This is a genomic window from Dactylosporangium sp. CS-047395, from assembly GCF_050942185.1.
In the GTDB taxonomy this organism is placed as follows: Bacteria; Actinomycetota; Actinomycetes; order Mycobacteriales; family Micromonosporaceae; genus Dactylosporangium.
This window is the reverse complement of sequence record NZ_CP192015.1, coordinates 5,231,202-5,251,545: the sequence shown is the minus strand read 5'-3', so window position 1 is coordinate 5,251,545 and position 20,344 is coordinate 5,231,202. Positions and strand designations below refer to the sequence as shown.

Annotated in this window: 19 protein-coding genes and 1 pseudogene; 14 read left to right on the top strand and 6 right to left on the bottom strand. The window is 71.7% G+C overall.

Annotated features, from left to right (window positions below; translation table 11 throughout):
* The first annotated feature begins 127 nt into the window (after nucleotides 1–127).
* From ACQP00_RS24790 to ACQP00_RS24770, 5 genes are all read left to right on the top strand, one after another.
* Nucleotides 128–793 (top strand): hypothetical protein, encoded by a 666-nt coding sequence (locus ACQP00_RS24790; RefSeq protein WP_433222926.1) that lies wholly within the window; start codon nucleotides 128–130, stop codon nucleotides 791–793.
* 55 nt (nucleotides 794–848) lie between these two features.
* Nucleotides 849–1,256, top strand: a complete 408-nt coding sequence (locus ACQP00_RS24785; protein WP_433222924.1) for an ankyrin repeat domain-containing protein — start codon at nucleotides 849–851, stop codon at nucleotides 1,254–1,256.
* 143 nt (nucleotides 1,257–1,399) lie between these two features.
* Nucleotides 1,400–1,675: a hypothetical protein gene (locus ACQP00_RS24780; RefSeq protein ID WP_433222922.1), complete on the top strand. Its 276-nt coding sequence runs from the start codon at nucleotides 1,400–1,402 to the stop codon at nucleotides 1,673–1,675.
* A gap of 192 nt (nucleotides 1,676–1,867) precedes the next feature.
* Nucleotides 1,868–2,680 (top strand): MBL fold metallo-hydrolase, encoded by an 813-nt coding sequence (locus tag ACQP00_RS24775; protein ID WP_433222920.1) that lies wholly within the window; start codon nucleotides 1,868–1,870, stop codon nucleotides 2,678–2,680.
* Nucleotides 2,681–3,021: 341 nt separating this feature from the next.
* Nucleotides 3,022–4,647 carry an alpha-amylase family protein gene (locus ACQP00_RS24770; RefSeq protein WP_433222918.1) on the top strand — a complete coding sequence of 542 codons (1,626 nt, stop codon included), beginning with the start codon at nucleotides 3,022–3,024 and terminating at the stop codon, nucleotides 4,645–4,647.
* On the opposite strand, the gene ACQP00_RS24765 is transcribed toward ACQP00_RS24770, so the two are convergent.
* On the bottom strand, nucleotides 4,644–5,072 hold the full coding sequence (locus ACQP00_RS24765; RefSeq protein ID WP_433222916.1) for a MarR family transcriptional regulator: 429 nt from the start codon (nucleotides 5,070–5,072) through the stop codon (nucleotides 4,644–4,646). The two genes, ACQP00_RS24770 and ACQP00_RS24765, sit on opposite strands and share 4 nt — an antisense overlap.
* A 24-nt stretch (nucleotides 5,073–5,096) precedes the next feature.
* Entirely contained in the window at nucleotides 5,097–6,065 is a 969-nt protein-coding gene (locus ACQP00_RS24760; RefSeq protein ID WP_433222914.1) for a DNA topoisomerase IB, read from the bottom strand.
* On the opposite strand from ACQP00_RS24760, the pseudogene ACQP00_RS24755 reads away from it, so the two are divergent.
* Nucleotides 6,064–6,237, top strand: a pseudogene (locus tag ACQP00_RS24755) (hypothetical protein); the annotation flags it as partial. The gene ACQP00_RS24760 and the pseudogene ACQP00_RS24755 sit on opposite strands and share 2 nt — an antisense overlap.
* A gap of 152 nt (nucleotides 6,238–6,389) precedes the next feature.
* On the top strand, nucleotides 6,390–7,130 hold the full coding sequence (locus tag ACQP00_RS24750) for a substrate-binding domain-containing protein (RefSeq protein WP_433222912.1): 741 nt from the start codon (nucleotides 6,390–6,392) through the stop codon (nucleotides 7,128–7,130).
* Between the two features lie 11 nt (nucleotides 7,131–7,141).
* Here ACQP00_RS24750 and gap read toward each other — a convergent pair whose 3' ends face one another.
* Together gap and ACQP00_RS24740 are read right to left on the bottom strand one after the other, a co-directional pair.
* On the bottom strand, nucleotides 7,142–8,152 hold the full coding sequence (gap, locus tag ACQP00_RS24745; RefSeq protein ID WP_433222911.1) for a type I glyceraldehyde-3-phosphate dehydrogenase: 1,011 nt from the start codon (nucleotides 8,150–8,152) through the stop codon (nucleotides 7,142–7,144).
* Between the two features lie 26 nt (nucleotides 8,153–8,178).
* Complete coding sequence (locus ACQP00_RS24740; protein WP_433222909.1) at nucleotides 8,179–9,159, bottom strand: GlxA family transcriptional regulator; 981 nt, start codon at nucleotides 9,157–9,159, stop codon at nucleotides 8,179–8,181.
* Nucleotides 9,160–9,247: 88 nt separating this feature from the next.
* Between ACQP00_RS24740 and ACQP00_RS24735 the strand changes: the two genes are divergently transcribed.
* From ACQP00_RS24735 to ACQP00_RS24725, 3 genes are all read left to right on the top strand, one after another.
* Nucleotides 9,248–9,640 (top strand): ankyrin repeat domain-containing protein, encoded by a 393-nt coding sequence (locus tag ACQP00_RS24735; RefSeq protein WP_433222906.1) that lies wholly within the window; start codon nucleotides 9,248–9,250, stop codon nucleotides 9,638–9,640.
* A gap of 87 nt (nucleotides 9,641–9,727) precedes the next feature.
* Nucleotides 9,728–10,669 (top strand): DNA-processing protein DprA, encoded by a 942-nt coding sequence (locus ACQP00_RS24730; RefSeq protein WP_433222904.1) that lies wholly within the window; start codon nucleotides 9,728–9,730, stop codon nucleotides 10,667–10,669.
* Between the two features lie 249 nt (nucleotides 10,670–10,918).
* Nucleotides 10,919–11,398: a ComF family protein gene (locus ACQP00_RS24725; protein ID WP_433222902.1), complete on the top strand. Its 480-nt coding sequence runs from the start codon at nucleotides 10,919–10,921 to the stop codon at nucleotides 11,396–11,398.
* On the opposite strand, the gene ACQP00_RS24720 is transcribed toward ACQP00_RS24725, so the two are convergent.
* Both ACQP00_RS24720 and ACQP00_RS24715 read right to left on the bottom strand, forming a co-directional pair.
* Nucleotides 11,392–12,297, bottom strand: coding sequence for a hypothetical protein (locus ACQP00_RS24720; RefSeq protein WP_433222900.1), 906 nt, complete (start codon nucleotides 12,295–12,297; stop codon nucleotides 11,392–11,394). The genes ACQP00_RS24725 and ACQP00_RS24720 overlap by 7 nt on opposite strands.
* A 2-nt stretch (nucleotides 12,298–12,299) precedes the next feature.
* Entirely contained in the window at nucleotides 12,300–12,878 is a 579-nt protein-coding gene (locus ACQP00_RS24715) for a dihydrofolate reductase family protein (protein ID WP_433222898.1), read from the bottom strand.
* A 106-nt stretch (nucleotides 12,879–12,984) separates the two neighbouring features.
* Here ACQP00_RS24715 and ACQP00_RS24710 point away from each other — a divergent pair, with 106 nt between their 5' ends.
* From ACQP00_RS24710 to ACQP00_RS24695, 4 genes are all read left to right on the top strand, one after another.
* On the top strand, nucleotides 12,985–13,707 hold the full coding sequence (locus ACQP00_RS24710; RefSeq protein ID WP_433222896.1) for an SDR family oxidoreductase: 723 nt from the start codon (nucleotides 12,985–12,987) through the stop codon (nucleotides 13,705–13,707).
* Between the two features lie 86 nt (nucleotides 13,708–13,793).
* Nucleotides 13,794–16,649, top strand: a complete 2,856-nt coding sequence (locus ACQP00_RS24705) for a BTAD domain-containing putative transcriptional regulator (protein WP_433222894.1) — start codon at nucleotides 13,794–13,796, stop codon at nucleotides 16,647–16,649.
* A gap of 76 nt (nucleotides 16,650–16,725) precedes the next feature.
* A complete protein-coding gene (locus tag ACQP00_RS24700; protein ID WP_433222893.1) occupies nucleotides 16,726–18,312 on the top strand; it encodes a hypothetical protein in 1,587 nt (528 codons plus the stop codon).
* 599 nt (nucleotides 18,313–18,911) lie between these two features.
* Nucleotides 18,912–20,237 (top strand): hypothetical protein, encoded by a 1,326-nt coding sequence (locus ACQP00_RS24695; RefSeq protein ID WP_433222891.1) that lies wholly within the window; start codon nucleotides 18,912–18,914, stop codon nucleotides 20,235–20,237.
* The last annotated feature ends 107 nt before the right edge of the window (nucleotides 20,238–20,344 follow it).

Sequence of the window (20,344 nt, the reverse complement as noted above, 5' to 3'; positions counted from 1 at the left end):
GACTGGTGGCTGCGGAGGAGCCGGAGCCGCGCGTCGTGGCCTCGCCGGAACTGCTCGCCCACATCGCCGCGACCATCACGGAGACGGCGGCCCTAAATACGTGAAAACAGCCGTTAAGGTCGTGCCCATGTCGATCTCGCGACTGGTGGATGCGGAGGCGCTCGCGGCGTACCCGGCCGACCGGCTGCTCGACGTCCTGCGCGCCGTCACCATGATCCTCACCCTGCCGTCCGCGGCCGCCCAGCGGGCCGAGGGGCTCGCCGTGCTCACCGGACAGGGCGAGACCTGGCGGCTGACCCACGCGATCGCCGACTGGGAGGCCAATCCCGGCCGCCGCCACCTGCTCATCGCCACGACCAACGAGGCCGAGCGCACCAGCGCCCCGGTCACCCTCGACACCCTGCGCGCCCTCGGCCTGCGCCGCACCGCCGGCGTACGGATCCAGCCCGTGCCGGCCGCGCACACCGCCGTCCAGGCCGAGTGGCTCGCCGGCCAGGTCGACGCGCACGGCATCACGGCCCTCGCGCTCGCGGTGTCGCCGTACCACCTGCCCCGCGCGTACCTCACCGTCCTGCGCGCCTGCGAGCGGCGGGGCCTGCACGTCCCGCTGCTCCCGGCGCCCACTGCGGTCCCGCCCGCCACACCGGTCCCCGAGTCCGGCGCCACGGCGTGGGACCTGGTGCCGGGCGAGGTGCGGCGCATCCTGGAGTACACCGACCGCGGCTGGATCGCCGCCCCCGACGAGCTGCGCCGCTACCTGGACCGGCTCTGGACCACCTGGACGCAGACATGAACCGCCGCCGCCGCAAGAAGCTGCACGACCGGCTCCGGACCACCTGGACGCAGACATGAACCGCCGCCGCCGCAAGAAGCTGCAGGACCGGCTCGTCGTCGCCGCCGGGTTCGGCACCCCGGGCCAGGTCGCGGCCATCCTGCGCGCCGGCGCCGACCCGAGCCTTCCCAACAGGAGCCAAACGACGCCGTTGTACCGTGCGAGCGTCCAAAACCGCGCCCTCGCCATCGAACTGCTCCTCGCGGCCGGCGCCGACCCGGACGCCGAGAGCGGCACCGGCGACGAGGGCCTGCCACTGTGCGCCGCCGCCTGCTGGGGCCACGACGCCGCGGTCCGAGCCCTGCTCGCCGCCGGCGCCGACCCCACCCGCCGCGAGGACGGCGGCACCGGCCACACCGCCCTGGAGTGGGCCGAGTCAGGTGGCCACACCACAACCACCGAACTGCTCAGAGCGCCCCAATGACCGACAACGAACGGCAACGAACGGCACCAGGTCACCAAGAGCCCGCAATGACCGAGGACGGCCGAACTGCTCAGAGCGCCCCGATGACCGACAACGACCGGCACGACCGGCAACAAACGGCACCAGGTCACCAAGAGCCCGCCATGACCGAGGACGGCCGGTACGTCGTCATCAAGGGCCGCCGCTGGCGCGCGACCGACCCCGCGATCCCCGAGGACGTCGCCGCCGAACTGCGCAAGGTGCTCATGTCCGCGCGCCGCGACGTCGGCCGGGCCAAGCGCGCCGGCGAGGACACCGCCCCCGCGCGCGCCCGCGTCCAGGCCGCCAAGGAGGCCCTCGGCGAACGCGGCACCCCGTGGTGGGAGCAAACCCTGGACGAGCGCCGCAAACGCTGGGAACGCGGTCTACCCGCCGGATGAAGCCGTGCCGCGCAACCCAGAGCCCCGCACACGTTGGGAAACAGACCAGAGACCACGCACACGTCGCGGAAAGCGGCCTACCCGGCGGATGAGGCCGTGCCGTGCAACCCAGAGCCCCCGCACACGTCGGGAAAGCGGCCTACCCGCCGGATGAAGTCGTGTCGGGTCCGGATACGCGGGTAGTGGGGTCTGATGGAGACTTCGGCCACGTTCATCGGCACCGCGACCGTGCTGCTCCGGCTGGGCTCGTTCACGCTGCTCACCGACCCGAACTTTCTGCACCGGGGGCAGCGCGCGTACCTCGGGCACGGGCTGTGGAGCCGCCGGCTCACTGAACCCGCGCTCGGCCCCGAGGACCTGCCGCCGCTGGACGGGATCGTCCTGTCGCACCTGCACGGCGACCACTTCGACCGGGTCGCCCGCCGCCACCTGCCCCGCGACATCCCGGTCCTGACAACCGTGCAGGCGGCCCGGCAGCTGCGCCGGTGGCACTTCGAGGACGCCGTCGGCCTGGGCGCGTGGGACGACGTGGTCCTGCACCGCGGCGGCGAGCGCCTGCACATCACCGCGGTCCCGGCCCGGCACGGCCCGACCGGGGTGCACCTGGCCATGCCGCCGACGATGGGCAGCATCCTGGACTGGGAGGTCGACGGCGTACGCCGGCTGCGCCTCTACATCAGCGGCGACACCCGCTTCAACCGCCGCATCCTGCGCGACATCCCCCGCCGCTTCCCGGACATCGACACGATGCTGCTGCACCTGGGCGGCACCCGCGTCCTCGGCGCGCTCGTCACCATGGACGCCCGCGACGGCGTGGCGCTGACCAACCTGGTCCGCCCGGACCGGGTGATCCCGATCCACTACGACGACTACGGCGTCTTCCGCGACCCGCTGTCGAACTTCCTGCAGCCCACGGTCACCGCCCACGTCCCGGCCGAGGTCACCCCGATCCTGCGCGGCGAGACCGTGGACCTGGCACCGCAGATGGTCACCGCGTTCGCCTGAGGAAAACGTTTGCCGTCACCGGCCCGACAACCGCCCGCTGTCCCGCGACGCCGGCGCCAACGCCCCGCCGCGTGGTCGTCGGGCAACCCGCTCGAGCCGGCCGCGAGAACGGTCGTGCCCACACCGCCATGCCGCCACGCCACCAAGCCACCACGCCACCAAGCCACCACGCCACCGCGCCGTGACAGCGGACGTCATCACATCGGCCGGTCGGGCGCGGAACGCGAGGCCGACCTGACGTTGTGCCGCCCGTCGGAGCACCCGAGCGGAGCTCCCCCACCGCTCCTGGAAACCCAGCGCAAACGTTTGCTTTCGATGCCCGTGGGGGAACACGCCTGGGCATGGCCGGTCGGTGGTACCGCAATGCTGTCATCTACTCCGTCGATGTGCGGCTGTTCCAGGACTCGGACGGGGACGGGATCGGCGACCTGCCGGGGCTGATCGACCGGATGGACTATCTGTCGCGGCTCGGAGTGAACACGCTCTGGCTCAATCCGATCCATCCCTCGCCGTTTCGCGACGGCGGGTACGACGTGACGGACCACTTCGCCGTCGACCCCTCGCTGGGCGATCTCGGCGACATGGCGCTGCTGCTCAGCGAGGCCGCCGAGCGCGGGGTGCGGGTGATGCTCGACCTGGTGGTGAACCACACCAGCGACGAGCACCCGTGGTTCAAGGCCGCGTGCGCCGGGTCCCGGTCGCCGCGGCGGGACTTCTACGTCTGGTCCGACACCGAGCCGGCCGATCGGTGGGAGGGGCAGGTGTTCCCGGGCGCGGAGCGGGAGACGTGGACGTTCCACGAGGGCGCCGGCGCGTGGTACCGGCACCGCTTCTATCGCAGCGAGCCGGATCTGAACACGGACCATCCGGAAGTACAGAAGCAGATCTTCAAAATCGCGGAGTTCTGGTTGCGCCTCGGCGTGTCCGGGTTCCGCATCGACGCCGCGCCGTTTCTCGTGGACCGGGTCGCGGGTGGCGGGCCCGACTACACGTTCCTGCGCGAGATGCGCGACGCGGTGTCGTGGCGGGCCGGGGACGCCGTCCTGCTCGCTGAGGCGAACGTCGAGAACGACGAGCTGCTCGAGTACGTGGGGCAGGCCGACGGCACCGCCAGCCGGGCCACCATGCTGTTCGCGTTCCGGCTCAACCAGGCGATGATGCTCGCCCTGGCCCGGTGTGACGCCCGGCCGATCCGCGACGTCCTCGCCGCCCTGCCCGACCTGCCCAAGCACGCGCAGTGGGCGACGTTTCTGCGCAACCACGACGAGGTCGACCTGGGCCGGCTCACCCCGGCCGAGCGGCGGGACGTGTTCGCCGCGTTCGGCCCGGAGCCGGAGATGCAGCTCTACGACCGCGGCATCCGGCGGCGCCTGGCCCCGATGCTGAACAACGACCGGCGCCGCATCGAGCTCGCGTACAGCCTGCAGTTCACCATGCCGGGCACGCCGGTCATCCGGTACGGCGACGAGATCGGCATGGGCGAGGACCTCCGGCTGCCGCAGCGCGAGGCGATCCGGACCCCGATGCAGTGGACCGACACCGCGAATGCGGGATTCTCCACGGCCAACCCGTCCGCGCTGGTGGCGCCGGTGATCGACGAGGGCCCGTACGGCTTCCGGACGGTGAACGTGACCGCCCAGCGCCGCGACGAGAAAAGCCTGCTGGTGTGGTTCGAGCGGATGCTGCACACGCTGCGGGAGTGCCCGGAGGTCGGGCGGGGGCACCACGAGGTGCTCGACGCGGGCTTGGACGGCGTGCTGGCGCACCGCGCGACGCTGCCGGAGGGCCGGATGCTGTTCCTGCACAACCTGACCGCCGAGCCCTGCGAGGTGCGGCTCCGCCCGGACGCCGTCGACGGGGCGCAGGCGGTGGACATCGCCGCCGACGGGCCGTACGACGGGCCGGTGGACGTGCGCGGGATCGGGCTGAGCGGCTACGGGTACCGGTGGATCCGTTTGCGCTCTTAATCCCCGGCCATGCGTTCCAAGGCCGGGAGTGCGGCCGCGATCAATGCCTGGTCCTCCTCGGACATGTCCTGCATGAGCGCGGCGAGGTGCTCGGCGCGGACGGCCCGGCGGCGCTCCAGCAGCTCGATGCCGGCCGGGGTGACCTCGATGAGCACGACCCGGCGGTCGGTCGGGTCGGCCGAGCGCACGACCAGGCCCTCGCGCTCCAGGCGCTGCACGAGTTGGGTCATGGCGGGCTGGGTGACCCCCTCGGCCAGGGCGAGGTCGGTGAGCTTGCGCGGGCCCTCGCGCTGCAGCCGCCAGATCGTGGAGGCGGCGGTCAGGCTGATGTCGTTGGGCGGGTTCCCCTGCCGCAGCACGCTGAAGACGCGCTCGACGGCGACGGTCAGGCGCGCGGGGTCCAAGCTCGCAGTCAGTCCGGCCATACCCACGATTGGACCACGACGGGTTCAGGCCGAGTCGAGCAGCTCTCTGACCTGCCGTTCGGTGCCGGCGGTGTCACCCTCCTCGTACGCCTCGACGACCCGCGGGTCCACGTAGGAGGCGCGGGCGACGGCGGGGGTGTTGCCGAGCTTCTCGGCGACCTCCTTCATGGCGCTCGCCACGGCCTTGCGCCGCTTGGTCTGCGTCGGCTGCGGGCCGGCCTCGTCCAGTGCCAGGGCCGCGGTCACGGTGCCGTGCCAGGTGCGGAAGTCCTTGGCCGTCATCTGCTCGCCGCTGACGTCGCGCAGGTACTCGTTGATCTCCGCCGCGTCCACCTCGTGCCACTTGCGGGCGGCCGGGTCCCAGTACGCGAACAGCCGGTCCTCGCCCTTGCGGCGCTTGCGCAGCTCGCGCAGGACGGCGCAGATCTCGCCGTCGTCGACGCCGGAGGCGTGCTCGATCCCGGACTTGCCGGTGAACTCCAGCAGCACGCAGCCGCCGCTGCAGCGCACGTGGTCGGGGCGCAGCGTGGACAGGCCGTAGGAGGGGTCCTCCTCGCGGTTCGCCGAGGCGGCCCCGCCGACCCGGAACATGCCCAGGTCGAGCAGGCCGGCGATGGCCGCGAGGACCCGGTCCCGGCTCAGCCCGCGGCCCCCGGTGAGGTCGGCGCGGATGCGGTCGCGCATGCCGGGCAGCCGCTCGGCGACCTCGAGGACGTGGTCGAACTTGACCCGGTCCTGCTGCTCGCGCCACTGCGGGTGGTACAGGTACTGCTTACGCCCCGCCGCATCGACCCCGATCGCCTGGATGTGGCCGCGCTCGTCGGGACTGATCCAGACGTGCTGCCAGGCGGGCGGGATGACGAGCTCCTTGATCCGCTCGACGGCCCCGGCGTCGCGCAGCGGCTTGCCGTCGGTGTCGAGATACGTGAACCCTTTTCCGGAGCGGCGCCGGCCGAGGCCGGGTTTGTCCAGGTGGCTTCGCCGCAATCGCATGGCGTCGCCGGTACCCCTCGCCCCACCCGCAAAACGCGCAAGTTCTTGCGCGGCCAGCGACGGTTCTTGCCGGACGGGGTACGCTGCTCCCGTGACGACGAGGCTCTCCGAGGTGGCGAAGTACGCCGGGTACAGCGAGGCGACGGTCAGCCGTGTCCTGCGCGACGTGCCCGGGATCGGCGCCGACACCCGCAACGCGGTGCTCACCGCGCTCGACGTGCTGGGCTACCAGCGCCCCACCCGGCACCGCCGCGAGCAGGGCAGCCTGGTCGGCATGGTGCTGCCGGACTGCACAACCCGGTCTTCCCGGCGTACGCCGAGGCGATGGCCGGCGCCCTGGTGCGCCGCAACCTTATCCCGGTGCTGTGCACCCGCACCGCCGACGGGGTCTCCGAGGCGCACTACATCGAGATGCTGCTGGCCCGCAAGGTCGCCGGGATCATCTTCGTCGCGGCCAGCTACGTCGACGCCGGCCCCGAGCAGACCAAGGCGCTGCGGGCCCGCAAGCTGCCGATCGTGCTCATCAACGAGGCCGACGAGAACCTGGGCGTGCCCCGGGTCGCGGTCGACGACGCGGTCGCGGTGGACCTGGCCATGGCCCACCTGCGCGACCTGGGCCACCAGCGGATCGGCCTGATCGTCGGGCCGCGCGGGCACGTGCCCTCGGAGCGCAAGCTGGCCGAGTTCCGCCGCCTCGGCGGCACGCTCGTCGCGCACACCATGTTCTCCATCGCGGGCGGCCAGACCGCGGTCGCGCCGCTGCTGGAGGCCGGGGCGACGGCCGTGGTCTGCGCCAGCGACACCCTCGCCCTGGGTGCCATCCGCGGCGCCCGCAAGCAGGGCCGGCGGGTGCCGGAGGAGCTGTCGGTGGTGGGCTTCGACGACTCGGTGTACATGCCGATGATGGACCCGCCGCTGACCACCGTCCGCCAGCCGATCGCGGCGATCGGGGTGGCCGCGGTGAACTCCCTGGTCGCCCAGATCGAGCGGCGGCCGGTCCCGCTGGACGAGGAGCTGTTCGAGCCCGAGCTCATCGTCCGGTCATCGACGGCCGCCGCCCCGTAACCGTTTGCGATCTAGGCGATGCTTTTTGCGCTCATCAGCGTGAGGGTGTCGACCACCCGGTTGGCGAAACCCCATTCGTTGTCGTACCAGCCGACGACCTTCACATGCCGCCCGTCGACCCTGGTCAGCGCGGCGTCGAAGATGCACGACGCCGGGTCGCCGACGATGTCGCTGCTGACGATGGGCTCGTCGCAGTACGAGATGATGCCCTTGAGCGCTCCGGACGCGGCCTCGCGGTAGGCGTCCAGGACGGCCTCGCGGCTCACCTCCAGCTCGACGGTCGCGTTGAGCTCGACGAGCGAGCCGACCGGGACCGGCACCCGGATCGAGTCGCCGGACAGCCGCCCGGCCAGGCCCGGCAGCACCAGGCCGATCGCCTTGGCCGCCCCGGTGGTGGTCGGCACGATGTTGACTCCGGCCGCGCGGGCCCGGCGCGGGTCGCGGTGCGGGCCGTCCTGCAGGTTCTGCTCCTGCGTGTACGCGTGAATCGTGGTCATGAACCCGTGCTCGATCCCGGCCAGCCCGTCGAGCACGGCCGCGAGGGGCGCGAGCGCGTTGGTCGTGCAGGACGCGTTCGACACGATCGTGTGCCGGTACGGGTCGTACGCCTCGGTGTTCACCCCGTAGGCGAGGGTGACGTCGGCCCCCGCGGACGGCGCGCCGACGAGCACCCGCTCCGCCCCGGCGTCCAGGTGCGCGCGGGCGGCGTCGGCGGCGGTGAACCGGCCGGTGGCCTCCAGCACGATGTCGACCCCGAGCTCGGCCCACGGCAGCTTCTGCGGCTCGCGCTCGGCCAGCGCGCGGATGCGGCGCCCATCGACGACCAGCGCGTCCGCCTCGGCGCTGACCGGCCGCCCGAAACGACCAAGCGTCGTGTCGTACTTGAACAGCTGCGCCAGCGCCGCCGGCCCGGCGAGGTCGTTGACGGCGACGACCTCGAGATCCGCGTCCCGCTCCACAATCGCGCGCAGCACGCTCCGGCCGATGCGACCGAAGCCGTTGATGGCAATTCGTCCAGTCATGTACTGATGGTCGCGAATGTGGGGGTTCAGCCGACAGCGGGCCGCTCGCCACTTCCCGCAAGGTTCGCGCCAAACGTCTTGCGGTACTCGCTCGGCGACGTGCCCAGGATGCGCTGGAAATGCATCCGCAGGTTCGCCCCGGTGCCCAGCCCGACCTGCGCCGCGATCTGCTCGACGCCGAGCCCGCTGCGCTCCAGCAGCTCCCGCGCCCGGTCGACGCGGGCGCGCAGGATCCACTGCGTCGGCGTGTACCCGGTCTCCTCCACGAACCGCCGCGACAGCGTCCGCGCCGACACCCGCGCGTTGCGGGCCAGGTCCTCGAGCGCGAGCGAGTCGCCGAGCCGTTGCAGGGCCCACTGCCGGGTCGCGGCGAAGTGCTCGCCGACCGCCTCGGGCACGCTGCGCGGGATGTACTGCACCTGACCCCCGCTGCGGTACGGCGCCGCGACCAGCCGCCGGGCGACGACGTTCGCGAGGGCCACGCCGTGGTCGCGGCGTACCAGATGCAGGCAGAGGTCGATCCCACTGGCCGCACCGGCCGAGGTGAGCACCTCCCCCTCGTCGACGAACAGCACGTCCTCGTCGACCAGAATTCCGGGATGCCGCCGCGCCAGCTCGTGTGTGTAGTGCCAGTGCGTCGTGGCCCGCTTGCCGTCCAGCAGCCCGGTCGCGGCCAGCGCGAACGCCCCCGTCGAGATCGCGGCCAACCGTTTCCCGCGCGCGTGCGCGTCCCGCAGCGCGCTCACGACCTCGCCGGGCGGGTCCTCACGATCCGGATGCCGGTACCCCGGAATGAAGATCGTGTCCGCCGCCGCGAACGCGTCGAGCCCCTCGGCGACGTGGTACGCGAGCCCGTCCCCGCCCGCCACCAGTCCCGGCGCGGCTCCGCAGACGTGCACCTCGTACGGCATCCCGGGCCGGTTGGTGAACACCTGCGCCGGAATCCCGACGTCGAGCGGCTTGGCCCCGTCCAGCACGAGCACCACGACCCGGTGGATCCCTCTCACCCCTGCAGCTCACACCCTCCGCGCGCCGCACGGAAGTGTCTTGAAAGCCACGTACCGCAAGTTTCTCGCCAGCGTAAGCTTGTTCCTCATGCCGGAGCTGGATGACGAGACCCTTGCGTTCGCCCACCGCATGTTCGACCTGGCCCGCTCCGGCGCGGCCGACGAGCTCGCGGCCAACGTCACGGCCGGCGTGCCGGTGAACCTCACCAACGACAAGGGCGACACCCTGCTGATCCTCGCCGCGTACCACAACCACCCGGCGACGGTGGCCGCCCTGCTCTCCCGCGGCGCGGACCCGGACCGGGTGAACGACCGCGGCCAGACCGCACTCGCGGCCGCCGTGTTCCGGCAGAACGCGGAGACGGTGACGACGCTGCTCGCGGCGGGCGCCGACCCGGACGGCGGGACGCCCTCGGCGGTGGCGACGGCGGACTACTTCAAGCTGCCCGAGATGACCGCCCTGCTGCGCGGTGAGGGCTGAACACGCCCCGAAAGCTGGGCACTTGTCGCAACCAAGCGACGTCGAGGCACTACCGTACTGCACAACGAGCGACTAACCTGATCGAACGTGCGTTCGAAGGAGGGGGAGATGGGCGACCACGCGGCAGAGCAGGCCGCCGTGCTTGCGCTGACCAAGGCTTCCCCTCGCGACTGGTACCGGACGGCGGCGGCGATCTCCGAGGCCGGCAGCGCGCTCCGGCTCCTCGACGGGCACACCAAGGCCCTGGCCGCACCGAATCAGAAGCTCGCCGATGAGCTGGTGGCTCGCATCGAGCCCGGCGACCTGGCCTGGGCCCGGGACACCATCGAGCAGACGGCGGCCAGGGGTGGCCGGCTCTACACCGTGCTCGATCGCGAATACCCCGCCAATCTTCAGATGATCTACAACAAGCCGCCGTTCATCTGGGTTCGGGGCGAGCTGCGCGAGAGCGACTTTCGCGCGATCGCCGTGGTCGGCACGCGGGACGCGTCACCGGGGGGCGTGCGACGCTCGACCCGCCTCGCCCGCGACCTCGCAAGCGCGGGGGTGACAGTGCTGTCGGGCCTGGCCCGGGGTATCGACACCGCCGCGCACACGGCGGCGCTCGGCGTGGATCGCGGCAGGACCGTGGCGGTGGTCGGACACGGGATCCTGACGCCCGCGTATCCCAGCGAGAACCGCCGGCTGGCCGAGGAGATCACCGCCCGGGGTGCATTGGTCTCCCAGTTCTGGCCCGACGCGCCGCCACGCCAGGCGCACTTCCCGATGCGCAATGTCGTCATGAGCGGCATGGCGATGGGGACCGTCGTCATCGAGGCCTCCGCGACCAGCGGCGCCAAGATGCAGGCCCGGCTGGCCCTGGAGCACGGCAAGCGGCTCTTCCTGCTCGAGTCGCTGGTCGAGTCCCAGGAGTGGGCCCAGCGCTACGCCGAGCGGCCGGGCGTCCTGGTCGTGCGACGGCTCGACGACGTCCTGGACGTACTGGTCAAACTGGCCTCCGTGCCGGAGCAGCTGACCCTGAGCTTCTAAGCCCGCACCGACGTTTTCTGAACCGCACGGACGCTTCTCGACCTCACGGATGAGGCATGACGGCCGCCGAGGATTACACCGATCCGTACATCGCCGCATTCCGGCGCGTGCCGCCGATCGGCACCGGCATCTGCGCGGTGTGCCGGCGCGGCATCCAGTCCACCGACCGGCTGTGCTACAGCTGCAAGGTGACCACCCGCCAGGTGGTCTTCCCGGTGGCACCCGCAGGTCAGGCGACATCTCGGCGCCGTGGTCGCGGCGACGCTGGCGCGGTTCCTGGCGTCCCACTGGGCCTGCGTCACCGAGCTGATCAACGGCGAGCCGACGGTCGTGACCACGGTGCCGAGCACCGGCGGCCGGCTTGGGGTGCATCCGCTCGTCACCGCCGTCCACCGGGTGGCGGCCCTCGGACCGCTGCACCGCGAGCTGCTCACCCTCGGCGACGCGCGGATCGAGCGCCTCCGAGCCACCGACCGCGGCTTCGTGAGCGCCGGCGATCTGGCGGGGCAGCGGGTCCTCCTCATCGAGGACACCTTCACCAGCGGCGCCCGCACCCAGAGTGCCGCCTCGGCCCTGCGCCGTGGTGGTGCCCGATCCGTGGGCGTCCTGGCCGTCGGGCGAGTGGTCGAGCCGGGACACTGCGGTGGCTGCGAGCGCGTCTGGCGGTACGCCACCGCGGAGCCGTTCCGCTTCAGCGCCTGCTGCCGATGCACCACCGACCGTCAGTGAGGCGCCGCGCGGTGGAAGAGCATAGGGCCGCCCTCGCCGGTGGCGGCGCCGACGTGGAACAGGTAGGCGGTGACCACCAGGCCCGGCTCGCCCGACGGCAGGTCGAGCACGGTGATCGACGGGTTCGCGATCGCGGCGCTGCCGCCGTGCGTGAGGATCGGCAGCGGCCAGGCGGACTGTTCGGCCACGTCGTAGAGGTACGTCCGCCAGGTGTGCCAGCCGTGCACCTCCGTCTGCCCCTCGACCAGCAGGTACTCCCGGTCCTCCCAGCGGAACGCGTCGCGGCCGCCGATGTTGCCGCGCACGCCCCAGCGCTCCAGTGCGCTGTCGATGTACGGCTCGGGCGTGGCCGACCACTCGCTGAAGCCCTCGAGCACGCCCCGCCCCTGCCGGTCCACCCGGCCCCGCCGGAAGTAGTGGAAGCCGACCTCGATCCGCTCGCGGTCGGCCGAGGCCGAGTAGATGTTCGGCGTGCCCTCCGCGTACTTCCGTCGCGGCACCAGCGTGTGCGGCGCGTCGAAGGTGCGGGCGGCGGTACCGGCAAGGAGGTCGTCGCGGCTCGCGTAGTCCAGCAGGCGCAGCCACGGCGGGGTGCCCGCGCCGCCCGCCTCGATGGCGACCAGGAACCCGCCGTCGTCCAGCCCGATGATGTGTGGCTGCGAGGCGAACGCGTCGAGGCGGGCCCGCGAGGTCCAGGTGGCGAGGTCCGGCGAGGTCGCGACGTGCACCTCGAACATGCCGCGCCCGACGCCGCAGTGGTACACCGCGATGTAGCCGCCGGCCGGATCGGCGATCACCTTCAGCGTGTCCATCGTGCGGCCCCGGTCGTCGCGGACCTCGTAGTGCACGGTCGCCCCGGTCACGGCACAGAGCAGGTCGATGAGCGCGGGATCGGGCACGGTCAGTGCGCCGTCGGCCGGTACACGAGCTCCTGGATGTGCCCGTCCAGCGTGCGCTGCTCGAGCAGCTCCAGGTCGAAGTCCCCCGCGCCGCCGAGGATCGGGCTGGTGCCGGTCCGGCCCGAGATCACCGGAAAGATCGTCACCTGCAGCCGGTCGACCAGCCCGGCCGCCAGCAGCGACCAGTTCAGCGAGAGGCTTGCCTGAGATCGCAACGGTACATCCGAAGCCTCCTTCAAGCCCTTCACGATCTCCACCGCGTCGCCCCGCGCGATCGTGGCGTCCGGCCAGCCCAGCGTGTCGGTGAGCGTCGACGAGATCACCGTCGCCGGTGCCCGCATGGTCCGCAGGTTCCACTCGTCCAGCGCGTTGGGGTCGATGCCCGACGTCATGATCCCGGCCATCTCGCGGAACGTGGTCGCGCCGTACACCATCCGCTGATCGGTGCCGAACAGCGCGGCACGGTGGGCGAGCAGCTCAGGCCCCTGTTTGCTCCAGTAGCCGCCCCAGTCGCCCGGCTCGGCGTACGAGCCGTAGCCGTCGAGCGTGGAGAATACGTCCCAGGTGTACACCGCGGTCATGCCCGTATCCTTCCCAGCCGGACCGGATTTCACCCCGCCTATCGACAACGGGGTGCGGTTCCCGGCCTAGGCTGGGCGACATGGTGCGGTTTACGGTGCACACGGCGTGAGCGGCCCACTGACCGGCCAGACCGTCGTGCTGCTGGGCGGCAGCGGCGGGATCGGCCTGGAGACGGCCCGACTGGCCCACACCGAAGGTGCCGCGGTTGTACTGGTAGGTCGGGACCCGGACCGCCTCTCCCACGCCGCCGCGGACGTGGGGGCGACGCAGACGGCCGCCTTCGACGCGACGGATCCCGAGGCCCTCCAGCGGTTCTTCGAGGACCTCCCGTCCCCGGTCGACCACGTCCTGACCACCGCGGGCGGCAACTACTACGCCCGGCTGGCCGAGCTCGACCTCACCCGCGCCCGCCGCCTGGTCGAGGAGCACCTCTGGCTCCCGATCGCGCTGGCCCGCACCGTCACCGGCCGCATCCGGCCGGCGGGGACGCTGCTGTTCATGAGCGGTACCGGTGGCCGCCGCCCCGGCCCCGGCATGGTCCTGCCGGGCGCCATGACCGCGGCGAAGCCGGCCCTGATCGCCAACCTGGCCATCGAGCTGGCCCCGATCCGGGTGAACGCCATCGCCGCCGGCTTCGTCGACACGCCGCTCTCGGCCCAGCTGCTCGGCGACGACCTGGACCGCCGCCGCGACGAACTGCGCCGGACCCTGCCGATCGGCCGCGTGGTCGGCCCGCAGGACGTCGCCGCCCTGGCCGTCCACCTCATGACCAACACCGCCCTGACCGGCGCCACCTACGACATCGACGGCGGCCAACAACTCGTCTGACGCGGCCGCACCGGTCGTTTTCCCTGCTCGGGGTGCGTCGGCTATGTGATTGTCGCGGAACAAATGCCATCGATACCGTCCAACGGGTGACCGCGGACCTGGAGCAGGTCGAGGCGGCCGTCCGGACCGGACGGGCCGACGAGGCACTGCGCCACCTCGCGGGCCTGCCGCCGGACCTGCCGCTGCCCGCGGCGCTCGCGTGGCGGCTCGGCCGCGCGCTGCACCTGCGCGGCGAGTTCGACGCCGCCGACGCCTGCTACGCACGGGCGGTGCCGGACTCGTCTTCGCAGGCCGCATCCGCGCCGGGCTTGTCTTCGCAGCCCGCATCCTCGGCGGGCTCGTCTGCGCAGGCCGCATCCGCGCCGGGCTTGTCTTCGCAGCCCGCATCCTCGGCGGGCTCGTCTGCGCAGGCCGCATCCGTGCCGGGCTTGTCTTCGCAGGCTGATTGGGCGCAGGTGCTTGCCGGGTGGGCCTCGGTGCGGTGGGCGACCGGCGACCAGCCGGCGGCGAGACGCTTGGCCGCGGATTCCGTGCGGATCGCGGAGGGGTGCGGCGACGACCAGGCCATCGCGGCGGCGTACGTGGCCCAGGCGCTGGCCGCCTTCAGCGACGGCGATCGGGCCGGCAACGAGCACGCGTACGCCCGGGCCCTCGCCGCCCGCCGCGCCGGTGACCTCGAGCAGCAGCTGCGCATCCACTGCAACGTCGGCTCCCGGCTGATCGAGGAGGGACGATACCGGGCGGCCGTCGAGGAGTTGGACGAGGCGGTGGGGTTGGGGGCACAGACGGTACACCCGACGCTGTTGGCTCTGGCTCTGATCAACCGGGCCGAGGCCTGGCTGGGCCTGTGCCGGTTGGAGCGGGCGCGAGCCGACGCCGACCAGGCTGTGTCGCTGTGGCAGCGGGCGCGCTCCCCGCTGGCCGCGTTCGGCCACACGCTGACCGGGCGCGTGCATCTCGCCCGTGGGGCGATGCATCAGGCGACGGCCGCGTACCAGGCCGCGCTGGCCGTGGCCGAACCCGAAGGAAACGCCCAGGTCCTGACCGAGGCCCACGCCGGCCTGGCACGCATCCGGCACGCCGACGACCCCACCGCGGCGGCGCGGCACCTCGAACTGGCCATGCCGGGCGCTGAGCTGGCCGCCGGGTGGGTCGCGCTGTGCTCGGGCGACCCGGCGACGGCCCGGCAGCACGCGGACACGGTACGCGTCCGAGCAGGCCAGCGGCGCGACCCGGCTGCGCTCGCGGCGGCGCTGGAATTGGCCGCGCTGGCCGATCGCTCACCGCAACGCACGACTTCGAGTGCCCTCTCACCGACCCCGCCCGCGAGTTCGAGCGCCCTTTCGCCGTCCCGGCGCACGGGTTCGAGTGCCCTTTTGCCGGCCCCGCGCGCGAATTCGAGTCAGCCCGAACGCGGCTCACGGGCGAGTTCAAGCCATGTCGAAGCGGGTGGGCGCTCGACTTCGAGTCAGCTCAAAGCGGGCCAGGGCGCACCTTCGAGTCAGCTCGAAGCAGGCCAGGGCGCACCTTCGAGTCAGCTCGAAGCAGGCCAGGGCGCACCTTCGAGTCAGCTCGAAGCGGCCCAGGGCGCACCTTCGAGTCAGCTCGAAGCGGCCCAGGGCGCACCTTCGAGTCGGCTCGAAGCGGGTGGGCGCGCGATCTCGAATCAATTTGAAGCGGGCGGGCACTCTTCGTCGAGCCATCTCCACGAGGGCGGACGCGCACGTTGGAGTCAACTCGAAGCGGGCGGCCGTGCTGGTTCGAGCCTGCTCGAAGCCGCGGTGATCTGGGCGGAGCTGGGCAACGAGCTCGCGCTGGCCGTCAACGCGGTGCTGCAGGCCCGGGTCAAAGGTGACCGCCTGGCCGAGGACATCGCCCGCGAGCGGCTGCTCCAGCTCGGCGTACAGGGAGGCGCATGGCACATCGCCGGTCCCCTGGCCGCGATCGGAACCCTGCCCGCAGCCGAGGTCGAGGTGCAGGTCCTCGGAAACTTCCAGGTACGACTGGCCGGAACAGCCGTCCCCGGCAGCCGCTGGCAGTCGCGCAAGGCCCGCGACCTGCTCAAGGTGCTCGCCGGCCTACTCGGGCGACCGGCCGCCCGCCCGGCACTGGCCACCGCGCTATGGCCGGACGTGCCGGCGCCCATCGCGCTGCGCCGGCTGTCGGTGCTCATCTCCACGGTCCGCGGGGTGCTCGACCCGGACCGGCGCTACCCCACCGACCGGTACCTCGTCACCGACCCGGCCACGGTACGCATCAACCCGGAGCACGTCGCGCTCGACACCCTGCGATTCCACGACGCCGCCCGCGCGGTGATCGCCGCCGACGCCGCGACGGCCGCCTACGCCAACTCCAACGCCAACGTCCGCAGCCGCGGCGGCCACAGCGACGGCGGCGGCCACAACCACAGCAACAGCGACGGCCACGGCCATAGCGACGACCACGACGGCGGCCAGGAACACGACCACGAGGGCGGCCACAGCCACAACAACGACGGCGGCCACGACCACAACCACAGCCACGGTGGCAGCGGCGGCGACGAGTTGTTGGCGGCGCGGCTGGAGGCGGTCCTCGCCCTGTACACCGGCGACTTCGACGACACCGGTGACATCGCCGGTGACTGGTTCGAGCGCCCTCGAAGGGTCCTCGCCGGGCTGCACCGCGAGGTGATGCGGCGGCTCGCCGCGCGGTGTCTGCAGGCGGCGATGGTGCCGGGCGGGGCCACGCCGGGCGCGATCTCGGCGGGGCGGGCTGAGGCGGCCGTCGGGTGGTACCGGCGGCTCGCCGACGACGACCGGTACGACGAGCCGGCGCACCTCGGGCTTGTTCGTGCGCTCTCCGCGGCCGGGCGGCACGGTGAGGCGGCTCGGCACTATCGGGAATACGTCAGCCGGATGCGCGAGATCGACGTGCCTCCGGCCGCGTTTCCGGCCGCTTTCTGAACATTTCCCGAACGCCTCCCGAAGGTTGCCGACCAGGCTGTTCATCCCTGACGTCGGACGGGATGGGCGGTACCTCATGAAACGACGGAAAACGATTGCCGCGCTGGTCTGTGTCGGCATGGTGCTGGGCACGCAGTCGGCCGTGACGCCGAACTCGTGGGCTTCGAGCACGGTCAAACTGCGGGTTGTCGTCGAGCATGTCCAGCAGCAGGGGTGCACCGACAACGGCTCCGGATCGGACTTCTTCTCGACGATCGCGATCGAGGGCCAGGAGTTCAAGTTCGGGGAGATCACCGACGAGGACTCGATCTCGCCGAACTGGACGGCGGAGAAGGAGTTCGACGTCGACCAGACCTCGGAGGCCTGGGTCGTCATCAAGCTCTACGACGAGGACGACGGGCTCAACTTCGACGACGACGTCTGCGACATCTCCAGCGCCGACGGCACCGAGCTCGATCTGCACGTCACGCTGCTCCCCTGTCACGTGGCCGGCGAGGCGCCCGGCAGCTGCGTCACGGCGATCACCAGCGGCGGCAGCCAGGACGGCGACGGCAACGCGGACCTGCGTTTCCGGGTCGAGGTCGACGTACCGGCCGCGACCGACGGGCTGGCGGTGCGCTGCACCCATTCCCCGCTGTGGCCGAAGGCCGGCGACGACGTGACGATCACGATCGAGGCGCTGGACGGGTCGGTGCAGGTCGGCGACACCGTGGAGGACTTCTCCGACGGCTCACCCGCGCCGCCGCTCGTGGACCACAAGAAGATCGCGGACACGCTGCAGATCTGGGTCGGCGACCAGGCCGCGGCCGACCTCGACGTGAGCATTAAGTCGAGCACGACCTTCGTGGTCGAGGACATCCCGGGCGGCAACCTGGTGTACGGCTGCCTCGCGAAAGCCGACGGCGAAACAGTCTTCACCGGCTGGCGCCGAACCGGACTGGGAGCCGAGACCGAGAGCCCGGGCATCCCGGTCATCTACACAGGCGCCCGAGTCAACAGCGTTGACGTGGTCTTCATCCCCGACGAGGACAGCTACAAGGGCGCCGACGACCCTGATTTCCAGGATGACGTGGCCAACGTGATCAAGGGCGCCTACTACGGGCAGGACTGGTTCCTCGCCAACCAGAACCGCTTCAACTTCTGGCTGGCCGACGACACCGGTGACGCCGACCGCGTCTCCGCGCCGACCCGGGAGGACCCGGGCGCGACCGAGTGCGTGCTGACAACACCGAAGAACTGGTTCATGTACGCCTGGCGAGACGTCGGCGCGATCCTGCACACCGACAACTTCCGCGACTGCGCCACCGGCGACTCGGTCTTCTCCGCCGAGCCCGGCTCACTCGGCACGGTCCTGCACGAGACCGGCCACGCCCCGTTCGGCCTGGCCGACGAGTACTGCTGCGACGGCGGCTACTTCGAAAACCCGCCCTTCCCGAACCTGTGGGACTCACGCGGCGAGTGCCAGACCGACGCCCCGGACCTGGGCCGCACCCCCGCCGACTGCCGCACGATCACCGACTCCCGCCCGAACCCGGCCCAGAACTGGTCGCTGTCCGAACCCGACAACACCGACCTGATGAACTCCGACCGCCGACCACCACAGGCCGCCGACATCCGCCGCATGGACTGGTTCATCGCCAACTGCGTCGCCGGAAAGTGCTGAGGGAGGCCACCATGAGAACCCTTCGACGCGCCCTCGCCAAGCTGCGATCCAACCACCGCGCCCCCACCACGACCGCCGGACCGGACACGGCACGCCCCACCACAACGCCATCCAACCACCACGCCCCCACCACGAACGCCGACTCGGGCACGGCACGCACCACCACCACAACGCCATCCAACCGCCACGCCCCCGCCGCGAACGCCGACTCGGGCACGGCACGCAGCACCACCACAACGCGATTCAGCCGACATATTCTCGCCGCTGTCTCCGTTCTGGCCACGGCTTCCCGCACCGCACTCACGGTTCTGAGCACTGCGCTAACGACCGCTGTTCGAGCCGGGCGGCGTGTACAAAACACTGCGCTCCCGACCGCTATTCGAGCCGGGCGGAGTGCTCGCAACGCTGTTCGAGCTGAGCGGCGTGCGCACAACGCGGTTCGTGCCGGGCAGCGTGCACTCATCGCGGCGCGAGCCGGGCGGGGCGCTCGCAACGCGGTGCGAGCCGGGCGTGCCCACAACACTGCGCTCCCGACCGATGTTCGAGCCGAGCGGCGTGCGCGCAACGCGGTCCGAGCCGGGCAGAGTGCACGCAACGCGGTGCGGGCCGGGCGGCGTGCCTTGGTCGCCGTTGCCGTTGTTGCCGTCGCGTTGTTTGCGGTCACGCTGACGGTGCGGGCCACGTCGGCCTCGAGCGGTGGGCCGACGAATCCGGCGACGGCGCCGCAGCCCCAGTACGACTTCGATGACCCGGCCAAGGCGTTCGCGGTCGAGCTCGACTTCGGGGCGTCAGCGGCCACGCTCGTGCGCGCCACCGTGGTTGGCGAGCGCTCCTACTCCCACCTCGGCGATCCCCCGCTGCTGCGGCTCTTCCTCACCGACGAGGGCGGGGCATCCGCTGGATCCTTCAATGCCTGGGATCCGCGTTGGTACTTCGAGCAGACTCCAACCGGCGCCGAACGCATGGTGCGTCGCGACGGGCCGGGGACGCTCTTCCTGCCGTTTGACGCCGACACGGCCGCGTTGCGGGTGCACGATCTGAGGGCCGGGACTGACCTCGCCACCGTCGACCTGCGTCCGGCGGTGCATGAGTTCTGCCTGGCCAATCCGGCGGATGGCGAGTGTGTGCAGGCCGACCTCGCGGTGACCTCGGCCACGGCCGCCGGCGATCCGCTCGGGGTGCTCGGCAAGCCGGTCACGCTGCACGCGGCGGCGGGCGTGGCGAATCTTGGGCCGGCCGGGCCGGTCGATGCGGTCGTGACCCAGACCGTTGCCGCCTCCCCGGGGCTGACGGTGACGCCGGCGAGCCGGACCTTTGCAAGCAAGGATCTGAAGGTCAGCAAGGACCCGAAGTCCCCGAACATCGTCACGTACGGCGGCGACTACGCCGTCACCTGCACCTCCCCCGGCACCCGGACCGTGACGGTGACGACGTCCGTCGCGCCGGTCAAGGCCAAGGTCGCCGACGTCAAGCCGGGCAACGACGGCAAGCCGGTGACGTTCACGATCGACTGCGCTGTCCCGGTCGCGGTCAACGTGCTGCCGGGCAGTCTGACCAACCCGGTGCAGGTCGTGCCGCAGGGCGAGCTGCCGGTGGTCGTGTTGACCACCAACGCCGGCGAGTACGGCAATCCGGTTGCCTTCAACGCCGGCTCGATCCAGGCTCCGACGGTGCGCGTCGGCGTACGCGGGCCGCTGGTGGCCGCCGGCACCGGTAGCGCCGAGGTGCACGGCAAGGTTCACGGGGAATATGCGCCCGAGCTCGACGAGACCACCGTCGACGGGGACCGTGATGCGCTGCTGCACGCCAGTCTCACCGAGCTCGGCGTCCAACCGGGAACTACCGAGATCTGTGTTCGCGGTCGCTTCGGGCCCGGCGCTGGCACGTCGTTCTTCGGCTGCGACCACATCACCGTGATCCCCTGACCGAGATCCCCTGACCGAGTTCCCCGACAGAGATCCCCGACCGCCCGGGAGTTTCCGAACGCATGCCGAAAAGCACGGAAACTCGGCAACACCGGCGGCAAGGTTTC

Excerpts from the sequence above, each read along its gene's own strand:
- ACQP00_RS24765 (WP_433222916.1), bottom strand. The coding sequence starts at position 5,072 with ATGGCCGGACTGACTGCGAGCTTGGACCCCGCGCGCCTGACCGTCGCC.
- ACQP00_RS24735 (WP_433222906.1), top strand. The coding sequence starts at position 9,248 with ATGCCGGAGCTGGATGACGAGACCCTTGCGTTCGCCCACCGCATGTTC.
- ACQP00_RS24775 (WP_433222920.1), top strand. The coding sequence starts at position 1,868 with ATGGAGACTTCGGCCACGTTCATCGGCACCGCGACCGTGCTGCTCCGG.
- ACQP00_RS24700 (WP_433222893.1), top strand. The coding sequence starts at position 16,726 with ATGAAACGACGGAAAACGATTGCCGCGCTGGTCTGTGTCGGCATGGTG.
- gap (WP_433222911.1), bottom strand. The coding sequence starts at position 8,152 with ATGACTGGACGAATTGCCATCAACGGCTTCGGTCGCATCGGCCGGAGC.
- ACQP00_RS24715 (WP_433222898.1), bottom strand. The coding sequence starts at position 12,878 with ATGACCGCGGTGTACACCTGGGACGTATTCTCCACGCTCGACGGCTAC.
- ACQP00_RS24785 (WP_433222924.1), top strand. The coding sequence starts at position 849 with ATGAACCGCCGCCGCCGCAAGAAGCTGCAGGACCGGCTCGTCGTCGCC.
- ACQP00_RS24790 (WP_433222926.1), top strand. The coding sequence starts at position 128 with ATGTCGATCTCGCGACTGGTGGATGCGGAGGCGCTCGCGGCGTACCCG.
- ACQP00_RS24770 (WP_433222918.1), top strand. The coding sequence starts at position 3,022 with ATGGCCGGTCGGTGGTACCGCAATGCTGTCATCTACTCCGTCGATGTG.
- ACQP00_RS24750 (WP_433222912.1), top strand. The coding sequence starts at position 6,390 with ATGGCCGGCGCCCTGGTGCGCCGCAACCTTATCCCGGTGCTGTGCACC.
- ACQP00_RS24760 (WP_433222914.1), bottom strand. The coding sequence starts at position 6,065 with ATGCGATTGCGGCGAAGCCACCTGGACAAACCCGGCCTCGGCCGGCGC.
- ACQP00_RS24780 (WP_433222922.1), top strand. The coding sequence starts at position 1,400 with ATGACCGAGGACGGCCGGTACGTCGTCATCAAGGGCCGCCGCTGGCGC.